16 protein-coding genes and 2 riboswitches are annotated in these 20,822 nt (G+C 41.6%); of the genes, 7 read left to right on the top strand and 9 right to left on the bottom strand.

What is annotated here, in order from left to right:
• Positions 1-206: 206 nt before the first annotated feature.
• The 3 genes from D0463_RS00530 to rlmD all read right to left on the bottom strand — a co-directional run bounded on the left by D0463_RS00530 (position 207) and on the right by rlmD (position 3,365).
• Positions 207-608: a hypothetical protein gene (locus D0463_RS00530; RefSeq protein ID WP_254052673.1), complete on the bottom strand. Its 402-nt coding sequence runs from the start codon at positions 606-608 to the stop codon at positions 207-209.
• Positions 609-650: 42 nt separating this feature from the next.
• Positions 651-1,711, bottom strand: a protein-coding gene (locus D0463_RS00525; RefSeq protein ID WP_254052672.1) for an IS630 family transposase whose coding sequence is annotated in 2 segments (ribosomal slippage) — positions 651-748 and positions 748-1,711 — 1,062 coding nt in all. Because the reading frame shifts where the segments join, the coding sequence is not laid out codon by codon here.
• A 265-nt stretch (positions 1,712-1,976) separates the two neighbouring features.
• Complete coding sequence (rlmD, locus tag D0463_RS00520; RefSeq protein ID WP_117303930.1) at positions 1,977-3,365, bottom strand: 23S rRNA (uracil(1939)-C(5))-methyltransferase RlmD; 1,389 nt, start codon at positions 3,363-3,365, stop codon at positions 1,977-1,979.
• Between the two features lie 227 nt (positions 3,366-3,592).
• On the opposite strand from rlmD, the gene D0463_RS00515 reads away from it, so the two are divergent.
• Positions 3,593-3,808 carry a methionine aminopeptidase gene (locus tag D0463_RS00515; protein WP_117303929.1) on the top strand — a complete coding sequence of 72 codons (216 nt, stop codon included), beginning with the start codon at positions 3,593-3,595 and terminating at the stop codon, positions 3,806-3,808.
• A gap of 139 nt (positions 3,809-3,947) precedes the next feature.
• Positions 3,948-4,586: a FusB/FusC family EF-G-binding protein gene (locus tag D0463_RS00510; protein WP_117303928.1), complete on the top strand. Its 639-nt coding sequence runs from the start codon at positions 3,948-3,950 to the stop codon at positions 4,584-4,586.
• A gap of 45 nt (positions 4,587-4,631) precedes the next feature.
• Here the strand turns inward: D0463_RS00510 and D0463_RS00505 are convergent, their stop codons facing one another.
• The 3 genes from D0463_RS00505 to D0463_RS00495 all read right to left on the bottom strand — a co-directional run bounded on the left by D0463_RS00505 (position 4,632) and on the right by D0463_RS00495 (position 7,546).
• Positions 4,632-5,354: an alpha/beta fold hydrolase gene (locus D0463_RS00505; RefSeq protein ID WP_117303927.1), complete on the bottom strand. Its 723-nt coding sequence runs from the start codon at positions 5,352-5,354 to the stop codon at positions 4,632-4,634.
• Between the two features lie 317 nt (positions 5,355-5,671).
• Positions 5,672-6,586, bottom strand: coding sequence for a diacylglycerol kinase (locus tag D0463_RS00500; RefSeq protein WP_117303926.1), 915 nt, complete (start codon positions 6,584-6,586; stop codon positions 5,672-5,674).
• A 189-nt stretch (positions 6,587-6,775) separates the two neighbouring features.
• The gene (locus D0463_RS00495; RefSeq protein WP_117303925.1) at positions 6,776-7,546 is read right to left on the bottom strand and encodes a hypothetical protein; all 771 of its coding nucleotides are present in this window, start codon (positions 7,544-7,546) and stop codon (positions 6,776-6,778) included.
• Between the two features lie 210 nt (positions 7,547-7,756).
• Here D0463_RS00495 and D0463_RS00490 point away from each other — a divergent pair, with 210 nt between their 5' ends.
• The 4 genes from D0463_RS00490 to D0463_RS00475 all read left to right on the top strand — a co-directional run bounded on the left by D0463_RS00490 (position 7,757) and on the right by D0463_RS00475 (position 12,115).
• The gene (locus D0463_RS00490) at positions 7,757-9,049 is read left to right on the top strand and encodes an ABC transporter substrate-binding protein (protein ID WP_117303924.1); all 1,293 of its coding nucleotides are present in this window, start codon (positions 7,757-7,759) and stop codon (positions 9,047-9,049) included.
• Positions 9,050-9,230: 181 nt separating this feature from the next.
• Positions 9,231-10,175, top strand: a complete 945-nt coding sequence (locus D0463_RS00485) for a carbohydrate ABC transporter permease (RefSeq protein ID WP_117304019.1) — start codon at positions 9,231-9,233, stop codon at positions 10,173-10,175.
• Complete coding sequence (locus tag D0463_RS00480; protein WP_367946554.1) at positions 10,172-11,035, top strand: carbohydrate ABC transporter permease; 864 nt, start codon at positions 10,172-10,174, stop codon at positions 11,033-11,035. Before D0463_RS00485 ends, D0463_RS00480 begins: the two co-directional genes overlap by 4 nt.
• 330 nt (positions 11,036-11,365) lie before the next feature.
• Positions 11,366-12,115 carry a slipin family protein gene (locus tag D0463_RS00475; RefSeq protein WP_117303923.1) on the top strand — a complete coding sequence of 250 codons (750 nt, stop codon included), beginning with the start codon at positions 11,366-11,368 and terminating at the stop codon, positions 12,113-12,115.
• Positions 12,116-12,214: 99 nt separating this feature from the next.
• Here D0463_RS00475 and fabF read toward each other — a convergent pair whose 3' ends face one another.
• Positions 12,215-13,447, bottom strand: coding sequence for a beta-ketoacyl-ACP synthase II (fabF, locus tag D0463_RS00470; protein WP_117303922.1), 1,233 nt, complete (start codon positions 13,445-13,447; stop codon positions 12,215-12,217).
• Between the two features lie 184 nt (positions 13,448-13,631).
• Between fabF and D0463_RS00465 the strand changes: the two genes are divergently transcribed.
• The gene (locus tag D0463_RS00465) at positions 13,632-14,777 is read left to right on the top strand and encodes a histidine kinase N-terminal domain-containing protein (RefSeq protein WP_367946555.1); all 1,146 of its coding nucleotides are present in this window, start codon (positions 13,632-13,634) and stop codon (positions 14,775-14,777) included.
• Between the two features lie 90 nt (positions 14,778-14,867).
• Here D0463_RS00465 and D0463_RS00460 read toward each other — a convergent pair whose 3' ends face one another.
• Positions 14,868-17,657 carry a sensor domain-containing phosphodiesterase gene (locus tag D0463_RS00460; RefSeq protein ID WP_117303920.1) on the bottom strand — a complete coding sequence of 930 codons (2,790 nt, stop codon included), beginning with the start codon at positions 17,655-17,657 and terminating at the stop codon, positions 14,868-14,870.
• 602 nt (positions 17,658-18,259) lie between these two features.
• A complete protein-coding gene (locus tag D0463_RS00450) occupies positions 18,260-19,453 on the bottom strand; it encodes a nucleoside transporter C-terminal domain-containing protein (protein ID WP_117303918.1) in 1,194 nt (397 codons plus the stop codon).
• Between the two features lie 201 nt (positions 19,454-19,654).
• Positions 19,655-19,756, bottom strand: a riboswitch (purine riboswitch).
• Positions 19,757-20,493: 737 nt separating this feature from the next.
• Positions 20,494-20,624, bottom strand: a riboswitch (cyclic di-AMP (ydaO/yuaA leader).
• Between the last annotated feature and the right edge of the window lie 198 nt (positions 20,625-20,822).

Here is a 20,822-nt window from a genome sequence, read left to right as displayed (position 1 = left end):
TTTTGGTTGATAAAATTGAGTAGGGGGTCTCAAAAGGTCGTGTATCATCAACTTTTTAAGACCTCCTCATTAAAGGAACTTAAATTGCATTTAATACCGAAACGATGGTGAACTAACTATATACATGATTTTAAATTAAATTTCATGGTTAATAGATTATAATATACTATCTTAAAATTATTTTTCTTAATCTTTCCGCTAATAACTCATCTTTTACTATTTCCTTTTTTTATTTCATTTAGCAAGTAAATAAAATCCTCATCCACTAAAGGAATAATCATTCCTCTTGAATTATGATATGTATCTGCACATCTTGCAATGAACTTTTCCATATCTACAATAGTCCTACAAACCATTAAACCAAACTTTCCACGATTTGGTGAAAACCTTCCTGAGAGTTGATCTAATTCTGGGTTGGCAACTTCTGAACCATAATTTTTACATTCTACGAATATATATTGACTTGGTATATCTTTAGCAATATACAGTTGATGAAAAAAGCCTTTTTCAGCAGAATTATCAAAACTTATATCTATTCTTTTTCGTCCATCATGGATTTCTTGCTCAATTATGGGCCGAGTCAAATAAGGATAAAAAATAAACTCCATAATCCCCAATATATGTCTATGATATGTGCTATATAAGTTGAACTAAAGATTTTCCTGAATTGCACTTGATTCCATCCTTATACACAGTCGGTCAATGACTGTCATAGGATTTATATGCTTCATAAAAGCCTGGACGTTCTGCGAATTTCAGCTGTGGTATGGTAGAAAACGTTATGGATGATGTCGGATTTCAACCATTTCCAAAGCCCCTCGACCACATTGAGTTCAGGGCTGTAAGGAGGCAGGAAGATCAAATTCAATCTGCCTCTCAATTCTTTGTGGAAAGGTTCAAGCATTTTTGCATGGTGAATTCGTGCGTTGTCCAGAATCATGACAATGTTTCCAGTCGGGTAGGCTGCTGTCACTTTTTTAAGGAAAGATAGGAACTCAAGCGCTGTATAGTGCTCTTCTTCCTGCCATACGATTTCTCCAGTGACGTAATCTAACACAGCTAACAGTTTGACGCTACGATGTTTTCCGGTCGTCTTAATGATTCTTTGTTTTCCTTTGGCAAACCAGGTATACTGCAGGGCCTGGTAATCACGGATCATGCTTTCATCTTCAAACAAAATGTGATCAATTTCACCCTTGTAGTATTTTTTTACCTCTGGGAAAGTCGTTTCGACAAATTCTTTTTGCTTTTCTTCACCGGCTGCGGCCAGGGTATAGGTTGGTTTCGTGTAACTTAGGTCAAGCCGTTCCATCATTTTCGACACGCCACGAATGGAATAGGACGTTCCAAACTCTCGCAGAATGTACAAACTAATGAGTTCCAGCGTCCAATTGAACTTGGCCGGGAACCCGCACTCATGGGGCTGGAAATCAATAATGGTCTGCTTTACCTGCGCCTGCTGTTCCGTCGTCAATCTTGGTGTCTTTCCGGTTGAGAACTTCATGGTTAAGCCGTCCAATCCATGTTCTTGGTAGGAACGGATATAGTTTCCGATGGTTTTACTGGTTCGCTTGTGAATGGCGGCGATTTCCTGGACAGATTTCCCCATCAGATGTAGCCGGATTGTCTGATAACGTTCATACATGCGACGACTTTTTTCAGTTTTAAGTCTATTTTCAACCTCTTGTAATTCGTCAACATTGGATTTCATGACATCTCACCGCCTATTCAGGATAAAGCTTTATTCGTCGAGTGATGTACAAAAATCCTTCCGAATTATAAAGAAAAACTTAAGTTCAATCTATATAACCATTTCTCTTGTAATAAAAGCTAAATATAATATTCTAAGTTGTTCATTTAAAAAAACAAGAAACCTCATTTACATATGATACGGTTCTCCTGCGTTAATTCTAACCCTATAATATTTATTCAACAATCTGGCCCGATTGTTAAATTCTCCATAAAAAGCAGGAACTTTATCTGGTCCCTGTATCTCCATTATAAACTATTTTAGCAATCGCCTCACAGTGCGTAGTCTGCGGAAACATATCAACCGGTTGCACTTCCAAAGTCTTAAATCCACCGTCTTCCAATATCCGCAAATCCCGCGCCAGCGTAGCCGGATTACAAGACACATACACAACTTTTCCCGGCTTCATCTCAATTATGGTGTTCAGTAACGCCTCATCACAACCCTTGCGCGGAGGATCCACAACCAATACATCAGCTTTGTTTCCTTGCTTATACCATTCCGCAATAACATCCTCCGCTGCCCCAACCGCAAACTCCGCATTCCCTATCCCGTTCAATTCCGCATTCCTTCTCGCATCCTCAATCGCTTCCGGCACGATTTCTACCCCAAACACCTTCTTCGCCTTCTGCGCTAGAAACAACGAAATCGTCCCAATCCCGCAATAAGCATCAACCACCGACTCTTCCCCTGTCAATCCTGCATACTCCAAGGCCTTATCATAAAGCACCTTCGTCTGGTCAGGGTTCACCTGGTAAAACGACAACGCCGAGATTGCAAACTTCACATCCCCGATATAGTCATAAATCACTTCATTCCCCCATAGCACCTTCGTCTTCTCACCAAGAATCACATTCGTCCGCTTCGAGTTCACATTATGGACAATCGATTTCACATGCGGCAGCCGGGCGACGATTGCCTCGACGATTTTATTTTTCTGCGGGAGATCCGAAGTCCGCGTGACAATCACAACCATCAGCTCCCCGGTCGTCTTCCCGTACCGGGCCATGATATGCCGAAGAACGCCTTTATGGTTATCCTCGTCATACGCCTGAATCCCCAGCTCGCTGCAAATCTCCTTCACAGCCTGAATCGCTTCATTCACAGCCGGGTGTTGGATTAAGCTTTCATTCGTATCAACAATTTCATGGCTGCGCGGTTTAAAGAACCCAGCAATCAGCTTGCCATCCTTCTCCCCGACAGGCACCTGTGCCTTATTTCGGTAATGCCATGGCTCTTCCATGCCCAGAATCGGATGTACCTTAACGTCTTCCAGCTTACCGATCCGCGCCAGCACTTCCCGCACCTGCTTCTCTTTAAACTGCAGCTGCCCTTCATAGCTTAGATGCTGCAGCTGGGTTCCGCCGTATTTATGCACTTCAGAGGCCGGTACATCAATTCTGTGTTTGCTTCTTTCATAAAGCTCAATCAGGCGGCCAAAGCCATAGCCTTTATTTGTTTTGATCACTTTAATTTTTGCCTTTTCACCAGGGAGGCCGTTTGGTACGAAGATCGGGTATCCGTCTACCTTCGCCACGCCTGCCCCGTCGTGCGTCAAATCCTCGAATAGTACATCTATATAATCATTTTTTGCAATGGGTGCTGTTTTTTTCATGGTCTACTTCCTTTTCTATTAGAATCCCTTTAGAGACTGTCAGTATTTTAACATATATACGATCGTTGGGACAAAATTGGCAAAATTCCATGCCGGGCTTAGTCACAAAATGAGTTCGTTTTTCATATTAAATAGTAACGAATATTTTTTTCCCTAAAACTCGAGTTTTCTTGGTATATAAATCCTATTTCTAAGCAAAATAAGGAAAAATAGGTGAGGTGAGTAGAATGGGACTATTTAGTGCGATAACTGCCTGGAACGCTGCCAGATATGATAAGCATGTTTCGAATATGGGAGAAAAGGGGCTGTGCCCGGACTGCCGCGGCAAGGGGTTTAATGCGTACGCTCCGAATGAGTTTTACTATGCGAATGTGTACGAATGCAATGGCTGTAGCGGCTCTGGTTCTTTTACCGACTGGGCGGAAAATAATACACCAATATGACATGACACAAGCACTGATGATCACAAACGTGGATTATCAGTGCTTTTCTATGCTGGTTTCCTTCTGATTCATCTTTTCCATTTCAAAAGATCAGCTGATTTATTAAAATAGAAGGAGCAATCTAACAGGAGTGATTGAAATGGAACCTTTTATAAGAAGTGACCAGTATAATTTTATTAGAGCCCAAACCCAGATTCTTATTAATGGGCATGCGGCCGCTAATGATATCCATGTGATTCATACGCTGAAAAATCTCGCACAAGAAAAAGTACAAAAATTGTTCGTCGAGCTTACTGATGGCCAAAGGCAGCTAATCAACCCTATCCTTACTGTCAAAGATAAAACGAGTGCTGAAGCCTATTTGGCTGAATTAAAGGCGTATGTCATTCCATTTAAACTAATAACCGAGCAGACGCTCAAAAAGCTATTCCCTAAAGCAAAGAAATTAAAGCTCCCCTTATTGGAGGAAATCGATCTGAGAGAGCTATCCTATCTGGGCTGGAATGATAAAGGCTCCAACAAGAAGTTTATCATCGCACCATTAGATAATAGGCTGAAAGGTTTGCAGGGTACCTTTACACCTTCCAACAAAAAAGGGATATGCGCGCTTTGCAATGGCTACGAGGAACTTGGCCTGTTTATGTCTGAAACAAAAGGATCAGGACAAGACAACTTTATTAAAAGAGGCAACTATATTTGCCGGGATAGTCTAACCTGTAATCATAATCTAACCGAATTGGATAAATTACATGATTTTATCGGACGGCTTACTAGCTGAGACCATGAGAGGGACATTGATAGATAAATGTCCCTCTGCTTTTTTTCATTCATCGATTTCCTCAAAAAACTCCTCAATCCTCTGCACGAATTCTCCCGTGCTCGGATGAAAGAGATCCTCGCCTTCTTCATTGAACTCTCGTATATTCGCATCCGGCACCGCCAGCAGATATTCCTTGACTCCGTCTTCGGTCAGACCGGCTCCTTGCTGCGTTCCGCGAAGCACGAGAATTGGGCAGTTTAGACTTTGTAATGCTTCGGTGAAATTGACGTCTCTGGAGTCCTTTTCAATTTGCTTTAATGTAGCCATGCTGATCCTGTCCAGGACCGGCCTTTTTCTGTATGGGATTGCTGCGAAGAATTCCGCCCAGCCTTCTTCCAGGTTGGCTTGGATTGGCGGGTAATCTCCAATGATTAGTCCTTTCATCCGGTCAGGATGGCTGACGGCATAGCCGAGTGCGTAGGATACGCCGCGGGCATAGCCGAATAGGACAAAGTCATCGATTTCGATATGGTTGATCACACTTTCAATATCGGACACGTGATCCTCGAGCGTGTAGCCTTTTGCAGGGGTGTCGCTTTTCCCTCTTCCTCGCATCGTAATCACTAGACCCCTTCGCGGCAGCAAGGCCTGCAGGATGTCTTCATAGTCCTCGTCGATTTCCGCCATTCCGGGAATAATGACAAGCGGCGTGTTGTCGTCGGAAGATCCTGTATTATCTAGATAATGAATTTTGACATCTCCATTATGCACCCAACCTTCAAGCACCCTTTTTTCCTCCTCTATGTTTCATATCTAGTATTTACCCAAATCCAGGAGAGTTAAAAAACTCATCTTTTTGTATCCGGAAAGTAGCGAATATGCATAACATATTCTCGTTTTGTCCAAAAGTGAAATTGGATTTATTGATTGCTTAATCGGATTTAATCAAACTTTATAAAACATAAAAACCTCCTCCAAATGATTGAAGGGGGTTCATCCCTCACTAAAAATAGTTTATTATACGCTGAATCTTATTGAATTAGAGGTGACATAAGCAGATTTCGTATTGAATTTAAAAAGACCACGCAAAGGTGGTCTTCGCATTATTGATTGGCCGGGTCATCAGGCAGTTCGCCTGCCGGGACAAATACATCGAAATGGCGATATTGATTGACGAATTCAGCCGGGGCCAAGCCGCCAAATTCTCCGTCCAAATTAAGCTGCATTTTATCTTTTGCCGTTACTTTGATCCGGTTCGCCTTAACATAAAGAACGTCGCGGTCATTCACGTGGTCTCCGCGGATAGCGAGAGTGGCGATTCGGATAAAGTCGGCCAGGTTTGTCTTCTTTAAAATAAGCAGGGTAAACATGCCGTCGTTCAAAGAAGCATCAGGCGCCAATTTTTCAAAGCCGCCGACAGAGTTGGTATTTCCGACGAGGAACAGCATGATTTCGCCTTCGAATAATTTGCCGTCATACTCGATCGTCACTTCGGTCGCCCGAATGGACGGCAGCATTTCAATCCCTTTTAAATAGTACGCCAGCTGCCCAAGCATGGTCTTCAGCTTACTTGGCACTTCATAGGTTAATTCAGTGAGGCGTCCCCCGCCCGCAATGTTGACAAAGTAACGTTCATTCATTTTCCCGATATCGATCGGCATCGTATGTCCTGCCGCAATAATATCGACGGCCGCTTCGACGGACCTTGGCATATGGATCGCGCGCGCAAAGTCATTGGTCGTCCCTACCGGAATGATGCCCAGCTTCGGACGAACCTTCGCATCGGCCAGTCCATTGACGACCTCATAAATGGTTCCGTCCCCGCCCGCTGCGATGACGACATCGTAGCCGCGTTCAATCGCGATTCGCGCCGCATTCGTAGCGTCGCCTTCCCCGGTCGTCGCGTGGCATGATGCCTCATAGCCAGCTTGTTCAAGCTTTGCCAGCACTTCCGGCAGATGTTTCTTGATCGCTTCCCGCCCGGAAGTCGGATTGTAAATCAATCTTGCTCTTTTCATTTTCCATCATCCTATTGTTTAAAAATAAAAATCATTTTTAAGATTCATTTCTCATTATATGTATTTCCTTTATTGTTATAAAAGGAAGTATAACCACCCTTCCATCTTACCTCTACAACGGACAAATAATCAAATCAATTAATACTTTCCCAAGTTCCTGCTTACTATTTCGTTTCCTACTGCTCTGCTTCATAAACCATGTGTAAAGTATGGTGGTTCTTCTCCCCCGTTCTTATAGGCGGATAAGCCTCCACGATCCACTTTATAAGAATAGAAATAAGAGCCACTTTCTCCGCCTTTCTTCCATGTTTCCGTGAAGGTAACGATATACGTTTCTTTACCTGCCTTTTTTGCACTTGTTTCTCTTTCTACCTGGTAACCGTGAATCGTCCCTTTCCATTTGCCAATCTTTTTAGGGAAAAGCTCCTCAGCGGTTCCCTCTCCGTCTGTTGCAAAATCTACGGCATCCTCCTTTGTAAAAGGCGGCACTGAGGGTGAAATGAATTGGATAAAGCCCCAAAGCAAACCAGTTAAGAGGATAGGTGTCAGGAGCAGGATCTTCACTCCTTTTCTTTCAGTACCTCTTTCAAATAACCATCTGTCGATACAAGCATAAAACAAAGCCGCCATCATTCCATACAGGGCTAAGCCCCATTCCTGAAAAAACAAACCATTCGCCAACCCAAATACCCCATGCAGCACAATAAATAGCCAGGTATTTTGTTTGAACCATCTACCTTGTATATATTCGATACCCAGGGATACTACATTTCCATAAACTAAGATAATCAATCCCACATACATGAGAAAAATGGAAGACCATGACAAAAATTCGTTCCCGAGGTCATATCGATCATCACTGCTCTCACTGAGATAAAGCAAAGCCATGACAATCGCGGTGATAGTTGCAGCCATATAGGTAGTGATTACTTTTCTTTTAAAAAAGCCTAATGAATCCATATAAATCTCCATTCCCTATATTGATCTATGAATTAATTGTACCTTCTTACGCAAAGATTTCCATTGTTTCTCCATTTACTTCCACCCTAATCTCCATTATATTTCTCAATTCGTCCTATTTCGGAAAAATTTAGCAGGTTTTAACCTGTTGAGAAGTGGTATAACAATGTGGATGCAAATGACTATTATCCAAAAAGGGGAAAGAAACGAATGAAAAAAAGGGTGCATTTCGGATTTATTCTTATTTTACTGTTCAGTCTTATTTTATCTGCCTGTTCCAGCAATACAGATGCAGACGGAAAAAATGCGGACGGCAAAGTCGTCATAGATTTCCAGACCTTCTGGGGGTCTGAAACAAGAAAGCCAGTCATTGATAAAATTGTCTCTGACTTTAATAAATCGCAGGATGAAATTGAAGTAAAGCATACCTTCGTTCCGTGGGGAGATATCTGGACGAAGAATACCGCAGCTGTGGCAGCCGGAAATCCTGCTGATGTGATCGTCAATGACATTCATAATGTGGCGCACCGCGCGAAAAATGGACAAACGGAAGATTTGACCCCGCATTTGGGTGAAGACCTTAAAAACGAGCTTTATCCGAACCAGTGGGATTCAGCTTTATACGAGGACAAGGTTCATGGGGTTCCGTTTGCGACCGATAACCGCCTGATGTTCTACAACAAGGACGCTTACAAAGAAGCTGGACTGGATCCTGAAAAACCGCCAGCCACTTGGGCAGAGCTTGAAGAGCATGCCGCAAAGCTGGATGTGAAACAAGGCAGCAGCTATGAGCGAATCGGCTACTATCCATTATGGGGCAGCTTTGGTGCCGCCAGTTGGATGTCGAATGCGGATGATGGCAAAGGATTTATCGAAGGAGACGAGATGCATTTTGCCACGCCAAATAAAATCGAAGCCCTGCAGTGGGTAGCTGATTGGCAAAAGCGCTATGGCAAGAAAAATATCCAGGCGTTTGAAGCTGAATTCGGCAGCGGACAAACCAATCCATTCATTTCTGGAAAAGTTGCCATCTGGACGGATACAGCTAACTTCTACACTCAGATTCGCGATTCGAAGTCTGATATAAACTTCGGTGTTGCTCCGATTCCTGCTTTCAAGGAAGGCGAACGTAATTGGAATGAAGGCGGCGGCTTTGTGATGGAAGTTCCTAAAGGAGCGGAACATCCGAAGGAAGCAGCCAAATTCATCGAGTATCTCGCAAGTGAAGATGTCCAAAAGTACTGGGCTGAAAAGAACTTTGATATCGTTGCCAACCAAAAGGCTGCAGAAAGTGTAGTCGACGGACTTGAGGGCGATGGCAAGCTGGTCTATGAAAGTGCGATAAACAATTTGAAGGACACGCCATTCCATTCTGTACCGGTGAAATATCCGGATTATAAAAGCATCGTCGATCCGATCATCGACAATGCCGTCCAAGGAAAAATTTCAGCGGAACAGGCTTTGAAGAAAGCGGAACAGGACGTAAAGAAAACCGAAAAATAACAACTCTGCAACAGGAGAATATACAAATCATTAGAAAAAAGGGAAGTCAGCGGACTTCTCTTCTTTCTGTAGCGAAAGGAGCTTAACGATGAGTACGGTACTAAACGAAAAACAAAAACGATATTCTCCCGAGAAAACAACCGAGCTTGATGTTGCCTCTAGCGCTCTCCCTAAAGCGGCCATGGCTTCAAAACGAAAAAGAAAACAAGGCGGCAAAACAGAGAACCTGATCGGCTATCTGTTCATTTCCCCGTGGATCATCGGTTTGCTATTTTTACTAGCCGGACCGCTGCTTTTTTCCTTATATGTCAGTTTTACCGATTATAATATTACTTCGCAAATGAATTTCGTCGGGTTCGATAATTATAAGCGGATGTTCACGGAAGACAATTTATTTTGGACATCGTTATGGAATACTCTTTATTTTGTGATATTTTCCGTTCCTTTAACGACGGCGGGTGCTGTATTTGTCGCCCTTCTGTTGAATCAAAAAATCCCCGGCATGAAAATTTTCCGGACGATTTACTATCTTCCTGCCGTGCTTTCGGGGGTAGCCGTGTATTTTCTTTGGATGCATCTGTTAAGTCCATCGACCGGGCTCGTCAATACCATTCTTGATTGGTTTGGGATCAACGGTCCTGCGTGGCTGTTTGACCCGGAATGGACGAAGCCTTCCCTTATCTTGATGAAGCTATGGAGCGTTGGCGGCGGAATGCTCTTGTACCTCGCAAGGCTTCAAGGAGTGTCACCGGCTTTATATGAGGCTGCAGACCTCGACGGAGCGAACGCTTTTCAGAAGTTCTTCCATATTACCCTGCCGATGCTGACACCGATTATCTTCTTTGACATTATTACGAGTACGATTTTTTCTTTTCAAATTTTCCAGGAAGCTTATGTCATGATTCAGGGCGGCGACCTAAGTTCGTCTGGCGGATTAGAAGGCGGACCGGCCAACTCCTTGTTATTCTATAACCTGCATATGTGGAACAACGCGTTCAAGATTTTCAATATGGGGTATGCTTCAGCGATGGCCTGGTTCCTGTTCATTATCATTATGGTCCTGACCGTCTTCCATTTAAAATTCAGCAACAAATGGGTGCATTACGACGGGGGTGACAAGAAGTGAACCAGGAAGTGAAATTCTATCAAACGATGAAATTTAAAAGACAAACGAAAAATGCATTGGTGCTTGCGATCCTAATCCTTGGGAGCATCGTGCTGCTGATACCGCTCTGGTGGATGATTTCGACTTCCTTAAAAACACCTGCCGAGATCGCACAGCATCCGCCTTCCCTAATCCCTGAGTCATTCCGGTTATCAAACTATATCGAAGCTTGGAAGACCGGCGCGTTTTCCCGCTGGGGGCTCAATACGCTATTGATCTCCGTGATTTCCACCATCGGCCATGTATTTGTTAATTCGTTTGTGGCTTACGGATTTGCCAAGATCAAGTTTCGTGGCAGAAATACATTGTTTGTCATCTTACTAGCAACGATGCTGATTCCCGCTTTCGTTACATTGGTGCCGCAGTATATTATCTTTTCAAAGCTTGGATGGGTGAACACCTACCTGCCGCTAATCGCACCGGCGTTCCTTGGCAGTGCCTTCTACATCTTCCTGCTGCGCCAGTTCATGCTGACGATCCCCGATGAATTCAGTGAAGCTGCGATTATGGACGGAGCGAGCCACTTCAAAATTTGGTGGCACATCATGCTTCCGCTCACGAAACCGGCGCTTATTATCGTGGCGCTGTTTGCCTTCAACGCAGCCTGGAATGATTTATTAGGACCGCTGCTATACTTGAATGATGAGAGTTTATATACGTTGCAGCTCGGATTGCAGACATTCAAAGGAAACGTACAGGTCCAATGGCATTACCTGATGGCGATGTCCTTTACCGTCATGCTTCCGACTCTGATTCTATTCTTTATCTTCCAGCGCTACTTTATGGAAGGAGCGAATCTTTCTTCAGGTTCGAAGGGGTAATAAATAAAGATGCGAAAACGCTTGGATTTCCAAGCGTTTTTTTTATGTACGGACAGTGTGAAATATTATATACTTTCCATTTCCTGCTTGATACAATGGTGTTTAGAGATTCGTCAAGCCGTTGTTTAAAATCTTTAAACGATGTAGCCAATCGTCGTTTCTCTTTGGCGACTGGTATTTCCTTCGGGGTGCCAGAATCTGCGGGTTCAACTCCCAATTTGGGTCCGCTCACAGCAGCAATATGTGTTGGACAATTCTGCAGGGTAAGACCTCCATTGTCCATTTCATGCTGTGGGTGGATCCAATCATGTTTATATAAGAGGTGAGAAGATGTTTGAAGTGATTTTTTGGATTGTCATTGTGCTACTATCAATAGCGGGAATTTGGTCGATTGTTACGAAATTATTCAGGTCGGTTACAATCTTTGCATTTGAAAAAGGTGTCAGGTTTCACAATGGAACATTCAAGGATGTTGTCGGACCGGGAAGGTACACCTATTTCACTAGCAGAACTCGTTTGGAAGTTTTTGATATGCGGCCTACCGTTTTACAAATAAACGGACAGGAATTGTTAAGTGCAGACCATGTGGGAGTGAAAATCAGTTTAGCGGTTACCTATAAGGTTACGGACCCACAGACCCTGCTTTCTGAATACAAAGATTACGATGAATATTTATATACGACCATCCAGTTTAAGCTTAGAGAAGCCATTTCCTCCTTGGAAATGGATGAAATCTTAAACAAGCGCCAGAGTATTAACGATAAGGTTAAAGAATTATTGATCAATGATACATCTTTGTCCGGACTTTCGATTCGCTCTGTTGATTTAAAAGACATGATGTTATCGGCCGACTTAAAGAAGGCCTTTGCAGAAGTGATCAAAGCAAAAAAAGAAGCTCTTGCCTCACTGGAAAAAGCAAGAGGCGAAACAGCGACTTTAAGAAGCCTTGCAAACGCGGCAAAATTAATAGAAAATAATCCCGAATTAGCAAGGCTCAGGCTCATTCAAACCATTGAAAACTCACAAGGAAACACTTTTGTGATTGATACTGGCACAAAATCAAGTCACCGAAATGAATGAATCAGTGATTGAAGGTCTAGCTGGGGGATGGCAATCAGGCTCTTGTGTATCCATAACACAGGAGCCTTTCTAAGCTCACTCTGATACTTTTCAAGAAAACTATATAGCCTTAAAGATAAGAGCGGTATTATGCCCGCCAAAACCCATAGCATTACTAAGCGCGGCCTTTATTTTCACTTGTCTTGCTACATTCGGTACATAATCCAGATCACATTCAGAGTCCGGAGTGTCTAAATTGATGGTTGGAGGAACCACACCTGTTTTGATTGCCATCAATGTAAGAATGGCTTCCACAGCACCCGCTGCTCCCATCATATGTCCGGTCATCGATTTTGTGGAACTGATCGGGGTGTTATAGGCATCCTCTTGTAGAAATGTTTTGATTGCCTGGGTTTCCGATTTATCATTGTACATAGTGCTTGTACCATGGGCGTTTATGTAATGGATATCCTTTTTACCCAGTCCTGAGTCAGCAAGGGCCAGTTCCATTGCTCTGGCAGCCCCTTCCCCTCCGGGAGCAGGGCTCGTGATATGATACGCATCCGCAACGGTTGCATATCCAACAATTTCTCCGTAAATAGGGGCATTTCTTTCGATAGCCGAATCTAATGATTCCAACAATATGGCACCCGCTCCTTCACCCATCACAAGCCCATCCCTATTCTTGTTAAATGGTCTGCAGGCTGATTCAGGATCGGCATTTTGCGAAATGGCGCCCATCGCACAAAATGCTCCAATTCCAAGCGGAGTAAGAGAAGCTTCTGATCCTCCAGCTACCATGGCATCTGCCTCACCCCTCTGGATCACTCGGAAGGCATCCCCAATCGCATTCGATCCAGATGCACAGGATAAAACGGTGCACATATTTACGCCTTTCGCCCCCAAAGCAATCGACACCTGGCTCGCCGCCATATTCGATATCACCGTGGTTGTAGCAAATGGATATAAATTTTGGTAACCTCCTTCCTGGAGGCTCCTATAGCTCTCTTCGAAACTTTCAATTCCTCCGATTGCAGTACCAAACGATACCCCAATCCTTTCTGCCGCAATATTCTCTCCAATCAGCATCCCTGCATCACGAGCCGCCATTAGCGATGAAGCGACCGCATATTGTGTAAACCGATCCATTCGATGCCTCTCGTTCACTGCCATATAGTCAGATAGATGAAAATCTTTCACTTCCGCAGCCGTTTTGGCAGAAAAATTAGCACTGTCGAATCTTGTTAATAAACCAATTCCAGATTTCCCTTTTATAACGGAATCCCACATTTCTTCCACTGTATTGCCGACTGGGGAGATAGTCCCCATGCCTGTCACTACAACTCTTTTCATTGTAAAGCCCCCTTTTTTATATATATGATTATTGATTGGACAATTTTCTTTCAATTCCTTTTTTTGGTACAAAAGATTATAGAAAATTGTAGAAAAAGGTTTATTTTTATTCTATGGATGGACTGAATGTTGGAGGAAATTGGAATGATTTATCGAATAAGTAAATAACTATTGTTTAAGGGGAATTGTAAACATAGGCACATCAATTACAGAAGAACCATATAATATTAGGCTAGTCCAATTCCTGGACGATCATAGACCGGAGATTTTTCAAGAATGGCACGATTCCTTCCTAACCGGTGATATGGAATTCAGCAACGAGCAGATGAAAGAAAATGGCTTTCTGATGTTTTCTGTCCTTAGGACTGCCATTATCGGGCTTGAATCCCAGTCCAACCTTACCCAATTGGCCCATAAAGTGGCCGCTGAACGGTTAGAGGCAAAAATCAATATTGGCAATTTTGTGTACAATATTAATTTAGGACGAAGTATTATCATAAAATATGCGATGCAATCGGAAATACCCCTGAAGTATTTATATACATTCATTAACAACATCAATAAGTACTTTGATCAATTCTGTTTTGACACCGTTACCAAATATACGAATTTAAAAGATCAGGAATTAAAGGAGAAAACTTTATATATCAGTGAAAACCACAAGGATAAGTTAGCCATACTTGGACAAATGTCATCCAGTTTTGTTCATGAATTTAGAAACCCGCTCACTTCTGTCATAGGATTTAATAAATTGCTCAGAAAAGAACATCCCGATGTGAAATACTTGGCTATTATAGAAAATGAACTACAGCAGCTTAACTTTAGAATCACGCAATTTTTGCATACCTCTAAAGCAGAGTTTAACGATCTAAATATAAATATCGAGGAGATTTCGATCATTCAGCTATTTAATGACATACAGCAATTAACCTATCCCAGCCTCGTTGATAACGATGTACAGGTTGTGACGGACATTCAGCCTGGTTTAATCGTCACAGCCAATAAAGATGAGATCAAACAAGTGCTCCTCAATCTATTCGTTAATTCCATTGATGCGTTAAAAGATTCTGCAAAACCTAGGTATTTGAAAGTTGCTTGCAATGTTGAGGCAGGACACTTAATCGTTCGAATTTCCAATAATGGTCCAATGATTGCACCTGAGCATATAAAATCGATATTCGAACCCTTTTTTACCACAAAAGAACTCGGCACAGGAATCGGACTGTTTGTTTGTAAGAAAATCATTGAAAAAAACGCCGGCTCTATACAATGTGATTCGAATGAGACTGCAACGACATTTAGCATCAATCTGCCAAGCATACAGACATAGATGTAAGTAGAATTAATGTTCTGTTTTTATTGAAAAGTAAATAGAGAGTGTCCAAGTTGACACTCTCTTTCTATTAAAATTGGAAATATACTACATACCTTTGTTCACAAAGAACTTATTTGCCAGTTCAGCTGCCTCTACAGGCCTACTAAAGTAATACCCCTGCATAAAATGGCAGTTTTTTCCGATGAGAAAATCAATTTGTTCCTTCGTCTCTACCCCTTCAGCGATGACATCCAGCTGCAAATTATGTGCCAGCGTTATAATCGTGTTCGTAATCGCTGCATTATGAGTATCTTGAATGATTTCCTTTACGAAAGTCTGGTCTATTTTTAGTGTATCTATCGGGAAATTCTTTAGATAACCTAATGATGAATAACCTGTTCCAAAGTCGTCAATCGCGATCTTTACCCCAAGGTTCTTTATTTCCCGCATGATGCTTAAGGTGGCATCGGTATTTTGGATGATCGCATTTTCGGTTAACTCAAGCTCTAAATAGTCAGCAGGCAACTTCGTCTCAGCCAATATATTTTTGATAACCATTGTCAATTCCGCTTTTATAAATTGCTGGGCTGCTAGATTAACAGAAACCCTGACAAAAGGATATCCTAAGCTATGCCATTTCTTCGTTTGTTCACAAGCTGTTCTAAGGACCCACTCCCCAATTGGCACGATTAGTCCGATCTCTTCTGCGATCGGGATGAACTCAGCAGGGGGGATCATTCCTAAGGTCGGGTGATTCCAGCGGATCAAAGCCTCTACACCGAATATTTCATTCTTTTTATAGTCAATCTGAGGTTGATAGTGGATAACAAACTCTTGGTTCGCCAAGGCCTTATGCAAATCATTTTCTAATTTCACACTTTCAAGACTTCGAATGCTCATGCTTTCTTTATAAAATTGATAATTGGGGCCTGATAGCTCTTTTGCTTTATACATCGCCGTATCAGCGTACTTAATTAAATCCTCGGAGCTTCCTCCGTGACAAGGATAAAGACTAATACCCATGCTGGCATTTACAAATACATCATTTCCATCCAAACTGATAGGATCAGAGAAAGATTTTAGGATCATGTCAGATAATCCTCTTACCTCTTCTTCGCTTTTAACGCCTGGCAGAATCATTGTAAATTCATCGCCGCCTTGCCGGGAAACCGTATACTCTTTGGGAAGAAGATTGATAAGTCGGTCCGCCACTTTCTTAAGCAGCATATCCCCATAGCTATGGCCAAAGGTATCGTTAATCTTTTTGAAACGATCTAGATCGAGAAACATGACCGCCAGCTTCTCTTGGTGACTCTCGGCATACGCTAAGCCTTGATTCAATCGATCCATAAAAAGCACTCTATTAGGAAGATTTGTTAAACTATCATAATACGCATGGTATTTTATTTTATCTTCCATTTGCTTTCTATGTGTAATATCTTTGAACGTAACGACATACCCCACTATTTTGTCCCCTTCGAGTATCGACGAAGAAGCAAATTCAACGGCAAATTGGCTACCATCTTTTTTGAAAAAATGTTCATCCGTCGTGTATGAATTAGATAAGGCGACGAATTCAGTTTCATCACGGCCGCGCGTACGCTGATAAATTCTGCTGAATGGCTCTCCAATTAACTCCTCTTTATCCTTATAGCCAAGCATATTTACGGCTGCAGGATTGCAAAAAGTGAAATTACCGGTAAGGTCTACACCGAAAATACCGTCACCTGCTGAATTGAGTATCAGTGCGTTTTCCCGGCTCAACCGCCAGAATTTTTGAACCGCGGTTTCTAATTCAGCGTTTTTTTGCATAAGTTCCGAGGTCCGGTCCTGGATAATCAATTCCTGTTTTTCAACGATGAGAAGATTAGAGAGAGCGAGCGCGGTTGCATCCACAACGGATTGGGCAAGCTGAAGGTCCGAGTCCTTATATGTTTCCGCCGATTCGTCAAGTACGGCAACAGGAATCGTACCAAGCACCTCTCCCATTGCAACAAGCGGCATAATATACAACCCTACGATGCCAAATTGCCGGCAAAGCTCATGGTCAGGCCTATCATCGTTATAGACGTTGGGTATGTAAATGGCCTGCTTCGTACTCAATACTTCGCTGTATAGAACATCCTTGCTGTGGTCAAAATTTCTGTCCAAATGTGTTTGTTTCCAATCGTCTTCCGTCCAATCGCTTTCAAGGCTTAAGCTTTGCGGTTTTATCTGCCTTTCAGCAATCGGATCCAATATGTGTGCGCCGACATTTTTGTTTTTCAAGACACTGCGAACATAATCGAAACAAAGATTCAGTGCTTCTTGCATCGATGAACATAATGACAATTCCCGATTAATATCTAACAATAACTGTTTTTCGGCAAGCAGACGTTCTTTCCGAATAAAGCTATTAGAATTTCGTATAGCTACGGCTGCCATGTTTACATAAGCTTCAGCCGTCTGAATTTCAGATTCAGTTAAATTCATTTGAGCCCCACGATCGAACAAATAGACAATACCATATAGATTATCATCAAAAAAAATAGGTACACATAATAATGATTTAATGCTAAAAGCATTTATAGGCATTGGATCAGGCCGGGTATCTTCTGACGTATTAGGAATATAGATGGCTTTTTTAAGAGCTAATGCTTCTTTAGCCAGGTTATCTTTTTGGGGATCCACAATGAGCATGTCTAAGGTCATACCGTTCATGACCTGCGGTTTCCCCACATACCCGCGAAACGTCCCATCTCCCTGGGGCAAGTATATGCCCACGGCGTCACATTGAACGATTTCTTCAGAGATTGCTAAAACCACATGTTCTAAAACTTCCTTTAATTCGAGCTTTGTGTTGATAATCTTCGTGATATTCGCTAAACGGGAATATCTTGTCTGGTTTTCAAGCATTTGTAATCCCCTGCCCAGTTTAGGATTTTATAAGTTCCTGACGCTTTGACCTTTAAACATTTATCATGAGAAAGATGTTCTCTAAGTTACAGTATAAATCGAAAATATTTCGTGATGGGATAAAAAACCTACCTTTACTACAAAATAAAGGTAGGTAAATCATCTACTTATTAAATATATCGTAATATTTCAAATTTTTTTAATACAAAATTCTCCATACATATCTCTTAGTACTCCTTTTTTACATATTTATTTTTAAATTCAACAATAGATTGATAACAATGTTTAAAATTACAAAATTAGCGAACAATATTTTCAGTCATTTCTCAAAAGGAGGGATCAGCATTTCATGTTCAAGGAGACCTTACCTTTACCTTTATTATCGGATGAATTTTTAGATCAGGTTGCAAATGAAATTAACAAACTTTATGGCTGGCCCTTTCCGGAACCCACTGAGGTTCCGGAAAATAGTGAAAATGAAAAGTAATTATCGCTACATAAGAGGGAAAAGCAAAGGAGCCGAAAGCCGGCTCCTTTTTGCTATCTAACGCATCTTTTAGTGGAATATGGCGGTGTTTCATTCCTCATATATTATTTAGCGCTTACCAAACGAACAATCCGACAACCATGGCACTTAACAGGGAGACTGCCATTCCGCTAAGCAACAGCTTCCATACATTTCTTCCGATGATGTGCGATTTTTCTTCATCGAGGATGGAATTAAATGTTCCATAAATCATGCCGACTGTACTGAAGTTGGCAAAAGAGGTGAGGAAAGTGACCGCAACCGCTACTGTATGCGGAGCCAGGCTGCTAATCTGATCCTTTAAATCAAGCATTGCGACGAATTCATTGGTGGCAAGCTTGATTCCCATTAATTGGGCGACATACATGGCATCATGTCCTGATAACCCAAGTAAGAAAGCGAACGGGCTAAAGATAAAAGAAAAGATCTTCTGAATCGTCAACCCATCCACCAAGAAACCTAATATGCCGTTTACGCAGGCTGTTAACGCTACATAACCAATGACCATCGCCATGATGACAATAACCATCCTGATTCCCACTAACATACTGTTCGAGATCGTGGAAAAGAAATCTTTACGCTCCTCTTTAGTCGGAACATAAACAATATCTTCCTCTTTGCTGACATCGACCGGGTTTAGCATGTTTGCAATCAATAAAGCATTCAAACAGTTTAAAGGAATTGCAACAAACACATAGGTTGCTGGAACCATTGATAAGTAAGCTCCAATGATCGAACCGCTGATACTGCTCATACTCATGATTCCAAATGTGAGCAAACGTTGACTTCTCAAGACACTCAATTGATCGCGGAGAACCGCTAGAGCTTCCGTATTCCCTAGAAACATCATCTGGATAGAAAAGAAACTTTCAAGCTTTGGCAAACCCGAGACTTTTGAAATGAGCCAGCCTACTTTATCGATGATCCAGGTCAGTATACCGAAATACGATAGAATATCAAAAAACGTGATAATGAAAATAATTGGCATTAAGGCACTGAAAAAGAAATCTATCTGCTCATTCGCCATAATAGACGGGAAGACAAAAGAAATCCCTTCATTTGCACATGAGATTAGCCAAGTAAAGAACGAAGCAATTTGATTAATCACCCATGTCCCTATTTGCGTCGATAACATGAACCAGGTTATCACCAATTCAACAATTAGCAAGGTAAGGATTGATTTCCATTTAACACTTCTTTTATTAGGTGAACAAAGGTAAACGACACCTATGACAACTAATACGCCTAGTATATTTAACAAGAAATACATTATTTCATCTCCTCAGAAATATGATTCCCATTTATTTTCTCCATATAAAAAAAAGCCCTTATTTTTTCATACTCTCAGCCACAGGACAGAAAGCATTAAAAAATAAGAGCTTCTCATGAAACACAGTAAGTCTCGAATCAACTTACCTACAGATAAGAAAAAAAAGTGTGGTTTTTAATCATTACCTAGCAGTTTAATCTCTATTATTGCATACTTCCTTGTAGTCCAGCATTTTTACGGCTGCCAGGTAGAAACTATCAGACTATACACTGATAATATACAAGGATATTAATATATTTGATTTTAAAGGAAGAGATATCATTTTTATCAATTTATTTATGCATGCAATATGTTCCGTAAATGTTGGAATTGTTATATTAGCATTGATTTCCTGATTACAGGATCCAAATGACTGGATTCTTCTTTATTGCAGCCCATATCCCGAATCAAGTCATCTGATATAACATAATGAATGTTTCTTTACCGAAAAGTTAGGGAAAAGACCTATTAATATAATTGATCATTAAAGGAGTAATCGTATGAAATTTATTTTGTTAATCGTCTTAATTGTCGCGGCGTATTTTCTGTATAAAAGATTCGTTAATAAAAAGCATTAAAACCCGCATTACGAACAATATACCGTTTGTTAGTCATTTATTGTTAACAAAAAGAAGGTGGTGGCTTTGCGTTAAGTCACCACCTTCTTTTTACATCTTTATTTTTTCAAATGATAGGGTACAGTGGTGATAATGATATTTCTTCTATAAAGCAAGTAGGCCCGTATTAATAAGCTTGATTGGTTATGAAAAATATTGTGCCAGCCCTTCTTTGGGATAAATTGCGCTATAACTACTGTCACTTGGTAGTTTGACTCCCTTCGCCAAAAACCTCTTTATAGAAGAAATCATGATTTCCATCACCAGATATTAATAAGAATATAATGCCCCTATTAGGAAATAAAAAAATTGGTTAATAAAAATGGCTACAAGTCATACCTTAATAGACCTACAAACATTCATGTATATGTCGCACAACTCCACCTTTCTTCTCACAAACGCTTATGAGGTTAGCTGTCGGATTCGGACTTTTGAGTAGCCCTACCTTGTAACGATTCACCCCCTGGACGGATAAACGGTTCCCCCGCACCATTAGGTGTCAATGATTTAGAAATATGAAATTAATGATTATCTTACTCCCAAGCTTTTCCTATGTATATACAAAAAGGTTCTTCACCAAAAGAAGTGGTTTAAGTTTTTGATTATCCGTTGATTTCCGCTCCAGGCGCTCGCTTTCCGCGGGCAGTCCGGGAGCTCCTCGGCAAAGGGCACGCCTCCGGGACTTACACAGGATGTGTTGGCGTCGACGTAAG

The organism is Bacillus sp. V59.32b (assembly GCF_003429085.1).
Classification (GTDB): domain Bacteria; phylum Bacillota; class Bacilli; order Bacillales; family DSM-1321; genus Peribacillus.
This window is presented reverse-complemented; position numbering and strand designations above follow the sequence as displayed.